This is a genomic window from Endozoicomonas numazuensis (assembly GCF_000722635.1).
Taxonomy (GTDB): Bacteria; Pseudomonadota; Gammaproteobacteria; order Pseudomonadales; family Endozoicomonadaceae; genus Endozoicomonas_A; species Endozoicomonas_A numazuensis.
This window is the reverse complement of record NZ_JOKH01000002.1, coordinates 1-13,733: the sequence shown is the minus strand read 5'-3', so window position 1 is coordinate 13,733 and position 13,733 is coordinate 1. Positions and strand designations below refer to the sequence as shown.

The following is a 13,733-nucleotide window of genomic DNA, read 5'->3' as shown; positions in this document are numbered from 1 at the left end:
TCTGACAGCTCAATCCTATTCTGAAGGTGATTGGGCTGCCATAAGTTCTCTATATTCGGCGACAGATAATTTCTCTACTCAAGACAATCTGGCGTTGATACTCACGCTTGTCGAATTTTGCATCGAGACTTTCCATTGCCTGTTTGGCCATCTCTTCGTACTGTTGTCGGGCAGAATGAATGGTGAAAGGCAACAGATCAAGGATATAGCTGTCACCAAATGTGGCCCAGTCTATCTGCTCTGGCATTTTATCCAGATGTTTTCGGGTAAACTGCAGAACGCCTTCCATCAAGGTAAAGGAGCCAGTAAACAGCTTTTCAGGCAGAGACTGATGCTGTCTGAAATAATCCTTCATCATGCTGTACCCCGCTTCAACAGAGTAATCCAGGTGGTGCACTGTAGCGATATTTTCAGCTTCACCGGATTCTTCCAGAGCTTCACTGAAACCTTGAAACCTCAGACGACAGTTATCCAGTGCCTGGTTACCACCAAAATAGGCAATAGCTCCGGGTCGCCCCGTGAGCATGGTTTGGGTCAGCTCTTTGGCGGCCTGATGATCATCGCTGATGATAGTATCCAGCTTTGTACCTGACTGAAAACGATCCAGCAAAATGACCGGAATCCCGCGCTTTTCTGCTTGATAATAAACGCTGTAGTCAGTCACGGTACTGACCGAGATGATGGCTTCAACCTTGCGTCCAGTGAGAGTCCTGACTAGTTTTTCCTCCATCTCTGTTTCATCGTCTGAGCAACTGATGATCAGCTGATAGCCCGCTTTTCTGGCCAAGCGTTCCAAGTGTTTACTGAGTTCAGCAAAGCCATGATGGAGTAAATCCGGCAGGATAAGGGCCAGCAGTTTGCTGTTACTGCTACGGAGTCCTGCTGCCTGAGCGTTGGCAACATAGTGGTGCTTTTTGGCCAGCTCCAAAACTCTTTCACAGGTCTTCTCGCTGATGCGGTAGCGCTCTGCATGTCCGTTCAGAATAATGCTGGCTGTGGACTTGGAAACGCCTGCCAGTCTCGCCAAATCTTCTAACTTCATGGGCGAAAGAAATGATCCATATCAAAAAAATTGTCACAGAAGACAACAATTTATTCATAAGCTAAATCGGTTCAGCTAATATGCTGGGCATTGCTGAAACGGTTTAGCCCATATGTTAACACTGAATTTATCCAGTATTTTCCTAAATCAGTCTGCTGAAGATAAGTTACAGGTAATCGAGCTAATCGGCCAGAAAATGGTTGAAGTTGGATATACCACTGAAGCTTACACGGTAGGCTTAAAAGCGCGTGAAGCTATTTCTTCCACGTTTCTGGGAAATGGTATTGCTATCCCTCATGGTACACCGGACAGTCGTGATGCTGTTCAAAAAACCGGTGTGGTGATTCTCCAGTTCCCACAAGGCGTTGACTGGGGTGAGGGTGACAAGGTCTTTATGGCCGTTGGTATTGCAGCTCGCTCCAATGAACATCTGCAGATTTTGAGTGGCCTGACGCGGGTACTTGATAACGACGATCTTTGCGGCCATTTGGCAAAGACAGGCAATCCACAAGATGTCATTGAAGCCATTAATCCTCAGTCCAGGCAGCGGCCGTTGATTTCTGAAGATCTGGTGCGTACTCGTGTTGATATAAATACTCCTTTTGCCTTAAAAGCGGTTGCTGCATCACTGCTGGATGCCGGCGGATATCTTGAAGCTGGGGCCGAAGAAGCTCTGGCTAAAACGCACGCTATTGTATCGGGCTCAATCGCTTTTATTAGTACTGCCAAGGCCTCCTGTACAGGTATTGCGTTGATCACACCTGCAAAGCCGGTTTCGTTTTCAGGTAAGCCTGTCAACTTGCTGGTGGCCGTATCCGCCTGCAACGTCAATCACTTGGCTGTTCTCAAACAAATGGGTTCCTGGGCTGATGATGCGGACCTGATCTCTAAGCTGGAGAACATCTCAGCAACTGATTTACTGAATGCCGCGAAAGGGAATGGCTGGCCAGTACCTGCAGATGAAGTACTGAGCCGTGAGTTCACGATTTTTAATTCAAATGGTATGCATGCTCGTCCTGGTAAAGTTTTTGTCTCGACCCTTAAACCTTTTGAGTCTCGGATAGAGGTCAGAAACCCGAATAAAAGCAATGCTTTTATTAATGGCAAAAGTTTGATGAAACTGTTGAGCCTTGGTATCACCAAAGGCACAACCATTGAAGTGAAAGCATGCGGCCCGGATGCTCAGGAGGCTATAGGGGCTCTTGAGCAGGCGATTAATGAAGGGTTGGGTGAATGATTGTTACAGTCACTCTGAATCCTGCCAAGGATCAGACGGTACAGCTTGAAACGTTGAACGTTAATGCTGTGAATGGAGTCAGTCATGTGGTTGAAACCATGGGTGGCAAAGGAATCAATGTTGCTCGGGTTCTGGCTGATCTGGGAGCCGAGGTGCTGGCAACTGGATTGATGGGCGAGAAGGATCAATCACTGTTTCAGGACTATCTGGGACAGCATCAAATTCGCAACCGGTTTGTCACTCTCGAAGGTTCTGTCCGCTCCAATATCAAGCTGGTTGATCGTTCAACAGAGGAAGTCACGGATATTAACTTTCCGGGCTTCCAGGCCTGTGATGAAAATCTTGATTCAGTCCTGAATATTATACGTGCACAGTCTGATGTGTCGTTTGTGGCTGTTTGTGGAAGCTTGCCTCCCGGTATTTCGATGCAGGCATACGAACAGTTCTTGCTGGCGATTCAAGCATTAGGGGTCAGCCTGGCCGTTGATACGAGTGGGAAAGCTCTGGGTGCAGCCATTCGAGTGAAGCCTGACCTGATTAAACCGAACCTGTCTGAACTGTCAGACTGGGCAGAGAGGGTCATGAGTCAGGAGCAAGCGGCTGAACTGGCCTCTGAGTTATCAGAAACAGGCATTAATGATGTTGTTTTGTCCTGTGGTGCAGAGGGGGCCTGGTTTATTCATCACCGTCAGGCTCTGAAAGTTTTGCCAGGAAAGGTAAAAGTGATCAGCACCGTGGGGGCAGGAGATTCTATGATGGCAGCCTGCCTGTACGGCATTACCCGGGCATTACCGAGAAAGGATTGGGCTAAATTGGCCACCGCCTGTGGTATGAAAGCAGTTTCCCAATCGGGAGTGGGTGAGTGCTCAGAAGAGGCACTGACGGAGTATCTGGCTTCTGTTGAAGTCAGGGAAGTTGGAAACAAGGTGAAGTTTTCCGGAGCTGCCCGGTAAATGGGGAAAACAATGAAGCATTATGTATTAATCAGTGCCTGCCCTTCCGGTGTGGCCAGCTGTTTTCTTGCAGCAGACAAGTTGGCCAGTGAAGTCTCTGCCAGAGAGTTACAACTGAGTGTTGAAATCGACAGTCCTCTGTCTAATGAACCGCTCGATGACGCTGTGCTAGCGGGTGCAGATTGCGTCCTGATTGCCAGCGAAACAGTCAGCAGTGATCTTGTTGAAAGACTCAAAGGCCGGTCTGTTTATAAGACCACTGCCCAGGCGATTCTGGAAAACCCTGCAGCGGTTATTGAGCAAGCCGAAATTGCATCAAAACCGCTGGAAGTGAGTGCATCTCAAGTCAAAAAAGTAGTGGCTGTGACGGCATGCCCTACTGGAGTAGCCCATACCTTCATGTCTGCGGAGGCATTGACTGAGGCCGGTAAAGCCCTGGGTTACGAAATTCTGGTTGAAAAGCAGGGTTCTGCCGGAGCCAAAGATCCTTTAACAGCAGAGCAAATTTCTGAAGCCGACGTGGTCATTCTGGCCACTGATATTGAAGTGGACACTGGCCGGTTTGTTGGCAAAAAGGTGTACAGAACCTCTACTGGCGAAGCTCTGAAGAAAGCTGAATCTGTGCTCAATAGAGCTTTGACAGAGGGACAGGAACTCAAAGCTCAGACAATCTCCTCCCCATCGCAGACAAAGAAGAAAAAGGCTTCAGGTGCATACCAGCATCTGTTGACCGGTGTTTCTTACATGTTGCCTCTGGTGGTAGCGGGTGGATTGATCATTGCGTTGTCTTTTGCTTTTGGTATCAATGCCTTTGAGCAGGAAGGAACGCTGGCTGCCGCTTTAATGAGCATTGGTGGCGGGAGTGCCTTTGCACTGATGGTGCCGGTTTTGGCTGGCTACATCGCTTTCTCTATTGCTGAACGCCCGGGTCTGGCGCCGGGCATGATTGGCGGTATGCTGGCCTCCACTCTGGGAGCAGGTTTCCTGGGTGGCATCATTGCGGGCTTTATTGCAGGTTACTCTGCCAATGGTGTGAAAAAAGTTGTACGACTTCCGGCAACCATGGAAAGTCTGATGCCGGTGCTGGTTATTCCACTGTTAAGTTCACTGATTACCGGCTTGTTAATGGTGTATGTGGTGGGTGCTCCAGTGAAAAGCATCATGGACACCATGACGGCTTTCCTGCAGAGCATGAACGGTACCAATGCTCTGCTACTGGGGATGCTGCTGGGAGCGATGATGGCATTTGATATGGGAGGCCCGGTTAATAAGGCTGCTTATACTTTTGGTGTCGGCTTGATTACCAGTCAGACTTATGGACCGATGGCGGCTGTTATGGCTGCAGGCATGGTGCCACCTTTGGGTCTTGCTTTGGCCACTCTGTTGGCCAAGAGAAAGTTCAGCAAAGAGGAACTCGAGGGGGGGAAAGCGGCCGGTATTCTGGGACTTTGCTTTATAACAGAAGGGGCTATTCCATTCGCGGCCAGAGATCCTCTGCGAGTCATTCCCTGCAGTATGGTCGGAGCAGCCTTGACCGGAGCGCTTTCCATGTGGATGGGCATTGGGCTAAAAGCACCTCATGGTGGTGTTTTTGTGATGATGATTCCGGAAGCCATCAGTAATGTGGGTGGTTATGCCATGGCTATTGCTCTGGGTAGTATAGTGACAGGTGTCGCTTATAGTGCTTTGAGAAAAATGCCTTCCTGAATGCAATGGGAGCCTGAACAGTAGTTCAGGCTCCCATTATCTGACTCGTGTCACTAATCCTTATCCTGAACTCTGGCAGGTAATGCCTTGAACCACTGGCTCATGCTGTTCTTCTGCACATAGTTTTTCATCATATCAAAAGCCAGTTTGGGTTGGTCCATAGGAACCAGATGTCCTGCAGTAGGAAAAGTAAACATAGTCAGGTTGTCTGAAGAGCGTACGGTCTGATAGGCCTGATCATAGACATCGTAAAAGTCCTTCTGTGTGGTTGCCAGAAAAGCTTCCTTGCCAGACCAGTCAATGTTCTGGAGCCATGAAACGGTTGCGAAGTAGTTGCAACACATATCCTGATCACCTGAGTAAATCAAAACCGGCATGCTTTCAAACAACGGTGGAAACAGTTTGCTTTTTGAATTCTGCTCACCTGCTGCGAACTGGTCTGCTACCCAGCTATTGGTGTCATCCCATTTTTTGGTGGCAACGGATACGGCATTAATCGCTGTTCTGACGTCATCGCGATTCATGTATTGACCCAGCGCTTTAAAGGCATAATCCGGACCTCTTCTTCTGAAATCATAGAGATTCCTCTGTGCATCCTTCACGACAATATTGACCGCATTCATACAGTAATCGTTGACCCATTTAGGCACTGTCTTATCTTTGAATTTGAGAATCTGGGTGGTGCAGTTCAACGACAGAGTTCTGGTTTCATTAAACTGTTTATGGGTTAATGTGGAGTGCTCAGCAGCAAACACGGGCATCAGCGGATTTTGGATAGCCGGATCCACCCAGGGATTTCCCAGAGAGATCTTGATCAGATTAATGTTTGAGTTTGACGCGTCTTTGTTCATCTCCAGAATCTTGGTAGCAATACTGGGAACGTAATGCCCACCAAATGACTCGCCCGCGATAATCAGTGGGCGAGCCCGATAATTCTTTTCTTTATGGTTATCCAGAAATAGTTGAATACCACGGTAGAGCTGTTCAGTCGCCTGGTCTTCATTTTGGGCTGCAGCGGCATTACTGGTACTGAAAGATAAGCCTGTGCCTGCGGGCTGATCAATGGCCATGTAAGCTGCAAACTTATGCCAGGAGTACTGGCGGGGTTTTATATAATCTTTTCCTTTTTCCATAGCTAACGGATCAATATAAAACGGTCCGTTCTCCATAAAGAAACCGTCGAGACTGGAAGAACCGGGCCCTCCATTCAGCCAGATCACAATCGGGCTTGTGGTATCACCACTCTCTGCTTCAGCAAACCAGTAAAAGAGATAAGCCTCACCGCCATCAGTGGCAGTGTTGACTTTAAGGTGTCCCGATTCCTGTCCCTGAATAGAGTTTGCATACCCCGGAAGTTGGGTCACCGGACCAGGAGAGACGGGTATTTGAGGCTGGGTGGGCGAAGCTAGAATATTAAACGACAGAAGTAAAGTGATTCCAGTAAGGAGAACGCTGAGTCTAAGCATAGGGAAGTCGACTTCTCAGAATAGTAAATAGACTTCCAAAAAGTAGAAGGATGCTAGGTAAACGGCAAATCACATCTTGTCGAAAAAAAAGCCAAAATTATCTTGCAAACCGTTTTATTGGGTATAGAATGATAATCATTCTCATTAATAACAAAAAGGAGATGCCTATCGAGACTAGACTTTTTGACCTGATTGGCTGGTAAACAGCTACCAGCAACTCGCATATCCTCATCGTTTTGGCGGCTTGTCCCAGCCGCTTTTTTTTATTCTTTTCTCATTGTATTGATCAGTATCCCGGCTCGCTAGTCTGGCAGATAGAGGTTGAATGATCGCTAACTGATCTTCAGTAAATTGCCTGTGTTGGCTTGTCGACTGATTGAATTTCATAAGGTGGATAACTTGCAGTGATCAACATGCCTTGTCTTTTGGGCGAGGTCTCTGAAAATCAGTGATCCAATGATGCCTTGATGAATTTGTCTGGAAGCTTGTTGTAGCACAGAAAGCCAATGCCTTCTTTTTGCAGCTGGGGGATCATGGCATGACCTCAGATATTCCAGTCCTTTAATGCCAGTCTTGACGAGGTGAGAGGCCTTGCTTGAGATGAATAAGTATCTGTGCCTTTTGGTTTGGTTACTGCTGGTTCCATACTTTCCTGTCTCGTTTGGAGGGTGTTCCTGTTTTTACTATAGGTGGGAGTATTCAATGTGATTTTTGATATGCAGTTTTTTTCATCCAATTTAGGAAAAATGAGGTATAACCTTCTACAAACCACTGGAGGATAGATTTAATGGATGTTCTGAAATATGAAATGCCACTGTTAACCGGCAGTGTTCAGTCTCTGGAAGCTTTCAAAGGGAAAGTTGTACTGATTGTGAATACCGCTAGCCAGTGTGGTTTTACTCCACAATTCCAGGGACTGGAAGAACTTTATAAAAAGTATGAAGACCAGGGGCTGGTGGTTCTTGGCTTTCCCTGTAATCAATTTGGCAAGCAGGAGCCCGGCGGTAGTGAAGAAATCGGTGCATTTTGTGAAAAAAACTATGGCGTTACTTTTCCTGTCTTTGAAAAGGTAGAAGTGAATGGCGAAGGCGCCGCCCCCCTCTACAAGGATTTGACAAAGGCTGCTCCGGGTTTGATGGGCACTAAAAAGATTAAATGGAACTTCACTAAGTTTTTGCTGAATCGGCAAGGTGAAGTGGTAGGGCGGTATGCGCCTACAACCAAACCTGAGGAACTGGAAGCATCCATTAAAGATTTACTGGCCCAGAGCTGAAAAACCACTGCGGAAGATTCAGCAGTACTTCCGGTAGACTAACGATTTGACGAGGTTTGCCGACTCTGCCGTAAAGGATTAATGACAATAGACGAGGGCACTCAATGTCAGAAATAGATGCAAGTCCTGAAAAGTCAGAAGTGCCTGAGTATGCAGGATTTCTGGATCGATTTTGGGCAACGATGATCGATACTCTGATCCTGATGGTTATTACTTTACCTCTTACCATGATTATTTATGGCAATCAGATAACTATTGCCGGTTCGAGACAGCTTCTGGGGCCCTGGGATATCATTATTAACTGGCTTTTTCCTGCTCTGGCAGTGGTGTTGTTTTGGCATTACAAAAGTGCAACGCCGGGAAAAATGATCATCACTATGAAAGTTGTAGATGAAAAGACGGGCCTGGCGCCGGCACTGTCACAATCTGTAATACGTTATCTGTCTTACTTCATTTCTATTGTGCCTTTGTTCCTGGGTTTTTTCTGGATTGCCATGGATAAGAAAAAGCAAGGCTGGCACGACAAAATTGCGGGAACTGTCGTAGTAAGGCTAAGAAAGTAGGCCACTCCATTCAAGATAGTTCGAATAGATGATGTTCCTATCGGTTGACTTGCATAGCTTGGCAGGAGTTTGACCTGTCCAGTCAGGAAGTACCAAGTTAATTGAATAGGGAGTCCTTAATGTTTGCCAGACTGTGTTGTATCGTCGTCAGTCTTTTTTACCTGTCCCAGTCATCGGCTATCACTTTGAAGGAGCAGTTTAACCTGGAGCGTCAGGCCTATCGTGTAGCCAGCTCGTTCTATTATATTTCTTTTGATGAAGGTAGTAGTGATGCTTATCAGGAGTTGGAAAAAGAGCTGTTGAATATGGACAGCGAGCTTAACGCTATTAAAACGCCTAATGTTGAGCAACTGAAAGGTATTAAGGCGACATGGGAAGTCATGAAAGATTTTTCCCAAAAGAATGAAATGAAAGATGATGGTTATACATCTCACTACGCAACAGTTGATCTGAACAGCTCCAGAGATGATCTGATTAAAGTCATTAGCAGTGAAAGTTATGCTGAGCCGCTGCCTTCTGATATCAAAGCCTTGAAGCTGGCTGCTGATATGCAGCGGTTGGCCATGTTGTACGCTGAGGGATCGGTCAGTCTGATTGGTTTTCCTTACGATGAGCTGGATGTTGATGCAAAAAAATTTGGCGATCAGCTGAGGGCGTTGCAGAAAACTTTGGCGGATAAAAATCCTGAAGCAAGAAAGAAGGCTAAGGAAGCAGTCCGAGCCTGGGCTTATATCGAAAACGCTCTCATACAGTACTACGAAATTAATGTTCCAGAACTGGTTAAAAGAATGAACGATGTTATTGTGGGTCGTCTTCTGGATGTCAGTGAATTGACAGCTACCTGATCTTTTAATGTTCATGCATTGCCTGTCAATATGTTGAACGACTGTTCCTGGTAGTGGTATTTCTCTGGGAGTGAGCAGAGTCAGGAACAGTGGTATCCTCGACTATATGGTCGTTGTCTTCTGACAGTCTCTTCTTTAGAATCCGCGCCCATGTTTCATCCTTAAAGATACTTTCCTCCTGTTTATGCAGACAGGCATGCTGTCTTTTTATTGGGCATAGAGCTATTCAGGTGGTTTTTCATAACAGATAACCCGGGCCGGCTCCTATAACTAAAATCACTCTGTCGCCTCTCACCTTCCGGATTGTCATGAGTTGAGCATGCCACTTGGCATTCGCTACGTGATGAAAGGGCCAAAGCAGTAGCCCGCTATCACGAGGTATTGCCTATCAGTCCTCTACACTCTTTTAAGGGTATTCTGGATAGAGCGTCAGATTTACACAGATTAAGAGTGACAGGTTCTCCTGGTCGAAAGACTGCCTGTCTGAATCGGAGGCAATGTTGTTCGAACTAAGAGCAAACAAGGTAGCTACCATGAAAAATGATCTGTTATCAGGTCTGACGGTAGCGCTTGCATTGGTACCAGAAGCGGTAGCCTTTGCATTTGTTGCAGGTGTTGAGCCACTGGTAGGCTTATACGCTGCATTTATGGTTGGTCTCATCACGGCTGTAATCGGTGGCCGCCCGGGTATGATTTCCGGTGCTACGGGAGCACTGGCTGTCGTCATGGTTAGCCTGGTCGCTGATCATGGTGTGCAGTATCTCTTTGCCACAGTCGTTTTGATGGGGATTATTCAGGTTTTAGCGGGCGTGCTTAAACTGGGCAAGTTCATCCGGATGGTACCTCACCCCGTTATGCTGGGCTTTGTGAATGGTCTGGCCATAGTGATCTTCCTGGCTCAGCTGGGCCAGTTTGGTGTTGAAGGTGGAACAGGCTGGTTGTCTGGTACTTTCATGGAAGGCAGTGTGGTTGATGTGGCATGGATGTCGGGTGGCGAACTTGGCATGATGTTGGGGCTGGTGGCTTTGACTATGGCCATTATTCATTTCCTGCCCAAATTGACGACGGCTATCCCCTCTTCTCTGGCCGCTATTCTGGTAGTTTCCCTGCTGGTGATTGGACTGAATCTGGATACCAAAACAGTGGGTGATGTAGCCGGTATTGCCGGAGGATTGCCTGAATTCAGTATTCCTATGGTTCCATTGAATATGGAAACATTTCTTATCATTCTGCCCTACTCTCTGATTCTGGCCGCTATTGGCTTGATTGAGTCTCTGCTGACTTTGCGAATGGTCGACGAGATTACAGAAACTCATGGCAGCTCAAACCGTGAATGCATGGGACAGGGTGCGGCCAACATAGTGACGGGTTTCTTTGGTGGTATGGGGGGTTGCGCCATGATCGGTCAGAGCATGATCAACGTTAACTCTGGAGGTCGTGGTCGTCTGTCGGGTATTTCGGCTGCACTGTTCTTGCTGGCATTTATTCTTGTGGCTTCCTCTCTTATAGAAAGAATCCCGGTTGCTGCTTTGATAGGTGTCATGTTTATTGTTGTGATAGGTACTTTCGAATGGAGTAGCTTCCGCATCATGAACAAGGTACCCAAAGGCGATGCTTTTGTACTGGTACTGGTATCGGTAGTGACAGTTCTGACCGACTTGGCTGTAGCCGTTATCATTGGCGTGATTGTGTCTGCCCTGATATTTGCCTGGGAGCATGCCAAACATATTCGGGTTGAGAAGAAAGAAGATCGGGAAGGTTCCAGTGTTTACAAGATTCATGGGCCTTTGTTCTTCGGTTCTACTACTCACTTTCTGGAGCAGTTCTCACCCAAGACGGATAACAATGATGTAGTCATTGATTTTGCTGATTCCCGAGTGTGCGACCATTCTGGGTTGGAAGCCATTGATACGCTGGCGGAGCGATACACAAATACAGGCAAGACTTTACACCTGTTACACCTAAGCAACGATTGTCGTAAGCTGCTAAAAAAAGCAGATAACATGGTAGAAGTGAATGTGATCGAAGACCCTAAATACTTCGTAGCAACTAATGCCTGACCTTTACGGTTGATAGTGTCAAGAAGCCCGGCCATTGTGCTGGGCTTTTTTATATCAGGAGGAACATTGATAAAAAGGTAACCGTGGTGAAAAGTTTCAGCTTGTTGTAATTTTTAAGGCGAATGGTTTATCCCCATGGTAGTGTTAGCATAACCAGAAAAATAACAATAAACAGGAGAAACCCTATGCCGTATGCTGTTTTCGGTGAAGGACATGGGGAAAACCTGAGGGGCCTGATACCGCACTCTCTGCCAGTCCTATTTGTACTGTTCATTAATCAGGAGGTAAACCATGGAGCCTCTTGATATTAATTTTGACAGCTCTGCACTTTATGTCATGAATGCCATGATGGCCTGTGTCATATTGGGCGTCGCACTCACCTTGAAAGTGGATGATTTCAAGCGAGTGATCAGACAGCCAAGGGCGCCTATTACAGGGCTGGTTGCCCAGTTCTTTTTGTTCCCTGCCAGTACGACGCTTATTATCTGGATATTCTCGATCCCGCCTGATCTGGGTTTGGGTATGATTCTGTTGTCATCTTGCCCGGGTGGCAGTATTTCCAACATTCTGACCTATCTGTCCAGAGGGAATGTGGCTGTCTCTGTCAGCATGACTGCGGTATCCAGTGTCGGGGCCATAGTCATGACGCCCTTCAACTTTGCTTTTTATGCCGCTTTAAACCCCTCTACCCGTGCCATTCTGCAAGATATAGTGATCGACCCTGTTAACTTGCTGGGATTGTTTTTTCTGGTATTGGGCGTCCCTTTGGCGTTAGGCATGTTTATTGGTGCCAAATACCCCAGGTTGGCAAAGAAGTGTGAGAAGCCCATCAGGGTCACCTCAATGGTTATTATGTTGGGTTTTGTGATTGTTGCCTGTGCAAACAATATAGAATCCATGTTGAAATACATAGGTATCATTGCTGTCACCGTAATCGGGTTGAATGCATTGGCGTTATTGCTGGGTTATGGTGCAGGAAAGTTAACAGGCTTGCCTGAGGCAGATCGAAGGGCGGTGACGATGGAAGTGGGTATCCAGAACTCAGCGCTTGGCTTTTCCATCCTGTTTACTTTCTACCCTGAAATGACGGCCATGATTCAAGTTGTTGGGCTCTGGGGAGTCTGGCACTTGATAAGCGGGATGGCTCTAACGTGGTTCTGGGCCCGGCGACCCACAGGGCCTGAAGAAAGAGCTCAATCGTATCACTCGCTCGAAGCAGAAGGTGTTCGTGAAGCGGGTTAGAGTTGAAGTACTAAAGACGAATAAAAATGATGAAAAAATCTATTGCAGTCGGTGTCACTCTTTTTGTATTAGGCGGGCTAAGCTTCTGGCCCGCAGAAAATTCACGAATGGCTATCAGCTCGACAGTGGTGATTGATCTGCCTGTTGAGCAAAGCTGGGAAAAAATGAGTGACCTTGCCGTATCTCACTATTATGTCCCGGACGTTGTAGATACCCAAATCTTGACTGAAAAAACGCAGGGGCTGAGGGTAAGTCGCAGGGTTTTTAAAAGTGAGGATCAGTATGTGGACGAAACCGTGGTGGAATGGAATGAAGGGTCTGGTTTTGTCATTAAATTGCACAATGAGACCTTTTTTCTGCCCTTTAATGAAGGGCGGTTCCGCTACCAGATCGCTGAAGCGGGTGAACAGCAGACAGAGTTTACTGGAACTATGAGTTTTGAGCCGCCTATGGGGTTACTGGGAGACTGGTTGTTCCGAAATGTCCTGGCAAGTCCTATTGAGGAAACTGTGGATCAAACGGTTCTTAGTCTCCGCTATTTCTATGAAACAGGGCAGCCAGTCAGTGAGGAAATCAGAGCAACACTCTAAAGACTAAAGACTAAAGACTAAAGAGTGAAGAGTGAAGAGTGAAGAGTGAAGAGTGAAGAGTGAAGAGTGAAGAGTGAAGAGTGAAGAGTGAAGAGTGGTGTCGTTACTGATGGTTCGGCTCACGGGCTTAGATTCTATCCAGTCTCCTGCATTAAGAGCAAACAGTCGTTTTGGTTCTGCCTACTCACTATATATAGAGTATGAATTAAACTTGTTAAGTATTAAGTGGTAGTACGAAAGTGTTTTTATGGGTGTTGAATACAGCCTGAAAACCTGTATAGTTCGCCTCCGCTAACGGAGCAACTCGCCACAGCAGCCGAACTGAATCGCCTGACAAAATGTCAGGTTGACAACATCAGCTGACAAGGTAGAATGCACCGCCGCTGAGACAGAAACGTAACGCTTCATTGAATGAACGGATGCGGTCGCAGCGAGTTGAACGGTCGCTTAACTTTCTCCGGAAAAACAAGCACTTGACAACGACCGGCGCCACGGTAAGATGAGCGCCTCACTGAACGGCGACTCACATTGAGCGAGTGCTGATTCAGCCGATTAAAACCTTCCGGTTCTAATCCAGTTCTTTAACAAATTATCAGACAATTCGTGTGGGCGCTTGTGCGAATGGCATCAGTCAACAAAAGTTGTTCTCAATAGAGAGCGCTTTTGAATGATTTAAAATGCTGATCAAGCAAGTGAACATACTCGTTAATTCAGCTCTCTCACAGAGAGTTAAATAAATGTGACGTTTAATTGTA

The 13,733-nt window shown here is 46.8% G+C and carries 11 protein-coding genes; 9 read left to right on the top strand and 2 right to left on the bottom strand.

Going from position 1 to position 13,733, the window contains the following annotated elements; all coding sequences use genetic code 11:
* Positions 1 to 49: 49 nt before the first annotated feature.
* Positions 50 to 1,042: a LacI family DNA-binding transcriptional regulator gene (locus GZ78_RS07475; protein ID WP_034834484.1), complete on the bottom strand. Its 993-nt coding sequence runs from the start codon at positions 1,040 to 1,042 to the stop codon at positions 50 to 52.
* A 112-nt stretch (positions 1,043 to 1,154) separates the two neighbouring features.
* Here GZ78_RS07475 and fruB point away from each other — a divergent pair, with 112 nt between their 5' ends.
* The 3 genes from fruB to GZ78_RS07460 are packed head-to-tail and all read left to right on the top strand — an operon-like array spanning position 1,155 to position 4,939.
* Positions 1,155 to 2,279: a fused PTS fructose transporter subunit IIA/HPr protein gene (gene fruB / locus GZ78_RS07470; RefSeq protein WP_034834483.1), complete on the top strand. Its 1,125-nt coding sequence runs from the start codon at positions 1,155 to 1,157 to the stop codon at positions 2,277 to 2,279.
* The gene (gene pfkB / locus GZ78_RS07465; protein WP_051785931.1) at positions 2,276 to 3,232 is read left to right on the top strand and encodes a 1-phosphofructokinase; all 957 of its coding nucleotides are present in this window, start codon (positions 2,276 to 2,278) and stop codon (positions 3,230 to 3,232) included. Before fruB ends, pfkB begins: the two co-directional genes overlap by 4 nt.
* Positions 3,233 to 3,244: 12 nt before the next feature.
* A complete protein-coding gene (locus tag GZ78_RS07460) occupies positions 3,245 to 4,939 on the top strand; it encodes a PTS fructose-like transporter subunit IIB (protein ID WP_034836048.1) in 1,695 nt (564 codons plus the stop codon).
* Positions 4,940 to 4,992: 53 nt separating this feature from the next.
* Here GZ78_RS07460 and GZ78_RS07455 read toward each other — a convergent pair whose 3' ends face one another.
* Positions 4,993 to 6,405: a S10 family serine carboxypeptidase-like protein gene (locus GZ78_RS07455; RefSeq protein WP_034834482.1), complete on the bottom strand. Its 1,413-nt coding sequence runs from the start codon at positions 6,403 to 6,405 to the stop codon at positions 4,993 to 4,995.
* A 787-nt stretch (positions 6,406 to 7,192) separates the two neighbouring features.
* On the opposite strand from GZ78_RS07455, the gene GZ78_RS07450 reads away from it, so the two are divergent.
* From GZ78_RS07450 to GZ78_RS07425, 6 genes are all read left to right on the top strand, one after another.
* Positions 7,193 to 7,678 (top strand): glutathione peroxidase, encoded by a 486-nt coding sequence (locus tag GZ78_RS07450; protein WP_034834480.1) that lies wholly within the window; start codon positions 7,193 to 7,195, stop codon positions 7,676 to 7,678.
* Positions 7,679 to 7,782: 104 nt separating this feature from the next.
* Positions 7,783 to 8,241 (top strand): RDD family protein, encoded by a 459-nt coding sequence (locus tag GZ78_RS07445; RefSeq protein ID WP_034834478.1) that lies wholly within the window; start codon positions 7,783 to 7,785, stop codon positions 8,239 to 8,241.
* 119 nt (positions 8,242 to 8,360) lie between these two features.
* Positions 8,361 to 9,086, top strand: coding sequence for a hypothetical protein (locus tag GZ78_RS07440; RefSeq protein WP_034834477.1), 726 nt, complete (start codon positions 8,361 to 8,363; stop codon positions 9,084 to 9,086).
* A 533-nt stretch (positions 9,087 to 9,619) separates the two neighbouring features.
* Complete coding sequence (locus tag GZ78_RS07435) at positions 9,620 to 11,146, top strand: SulP family inorganic anion transporter (RefSeq protein ID WP_236631504.1); 1,527 nt, start codon at positions 9,620 to 9,622, stop codon at positions 11,144 to 11,146.
* Between the two features lie 291 nt (positions 11,147 to 11,437).
* Positions 11,438 to 12,388: a bile acid:sodium symporter family protein gene (locus GZ78_RS07430; protein ID WP_034834475.1), complete on the top strand. Its 951-nt coding sequence runs from the start codon at positions 11,438 to 11,440 to the stop codon at positions 12,386 to 12,388.
* 26 nt (positions 12,389 to 12,414) lie between these two features.
* The gene (locus GZ78_RS07425; protein ID WP_034834473.1) at positions 12,415 to 12,978 is read left to right on the top strand and encodes an SRPBCC family protein; all 564 of its coding nucleotides are present in this window, start codon (positions 12,415 to 12,417) and stop codon (positions 12,976 to 12,978) included.
* The last annotated feature ends 755 nt before the right edge of the window (positions 12,979 to 13,733 follow it).

Bases quoted from the DNA above. Each gene is read 5' to 3' on its own strand.
- GZ78_RS07475 (WP_034834484.1), bottom strand. From the start codon at position 1,042: ATGAAGTTAGAAGATTTGGCGAGACTGGCAGGCGTTTCCAAGTCCACA.
- fruB (WP_034834483.1), top strand. From the start codon at position 1,155: ATGTTAACACTGAATTTATCCAGTATTTTCCTAAATCAGTCTGCTGAA.
- pfkB (WP_051785931.1), top strand. From the start codon at position 2,276: ATGATTGTTACAGTCACTCTGAATCCTGCCAAGGATCAGACGGTACAG.
- GZ78_RS07460 (WP_034836048.1), top strand. From the start codon at position 3,245: ATGAAGCATTATGTATTAATCAGTGCCTGCCCTTCCGGTGTGGCCAGC.
- GZ78_RS07455 (WP_034834482.1), bottom strand. From the start codon at position 6,405: ATGCTTAGACTCAGCGTTCTCCTTACTGGAATCACTTTACTTCTGTCG.
- GZ78_RS07450 (WP_034834480.1), top strand. From the start codon at position 7,193: ATGGATGTTCTGAAATATGAAATGCCACTGTTAACCGGCAGTGTTCAG.
- GZ78_RS07445 (WP_034834478.1), top strand. From the start codon at position 7,783: ATGTCAGAAATAGATGCAAGTCCTGAAAAGTCAGAAGTGCCTGAGTAT.
- GZ78_RS07440 (WP_034834477.1), top strand. From the start codon at position 8,361: ATGTTTGCCAGACTGTGTTGTATCGTCGTCAGTCTTTTTTACCTGTCC.
- GZ78_RS07435 (WP_236631504.1), top strand. From the start codon at position 9,620: ATGAAAAATGATCTGTTATCAGGTCTGACGGTAGCGCTTGCATTGGTA.
- GZ78_RS07430 (WP_034834475.1), top strand. From the start codon at position 11,438: ATGGAGCCTCTTGATATTAATTTTGACAGCTCTGCACTTTATGTCATG.
- GZ78_RS07425 (WP_034834473.1), top strand. From the start codon at position 12,415: ATGATGAAAAAATCTATTGCAGTCGGTGTCACTCTTTTTGTATTAGGC.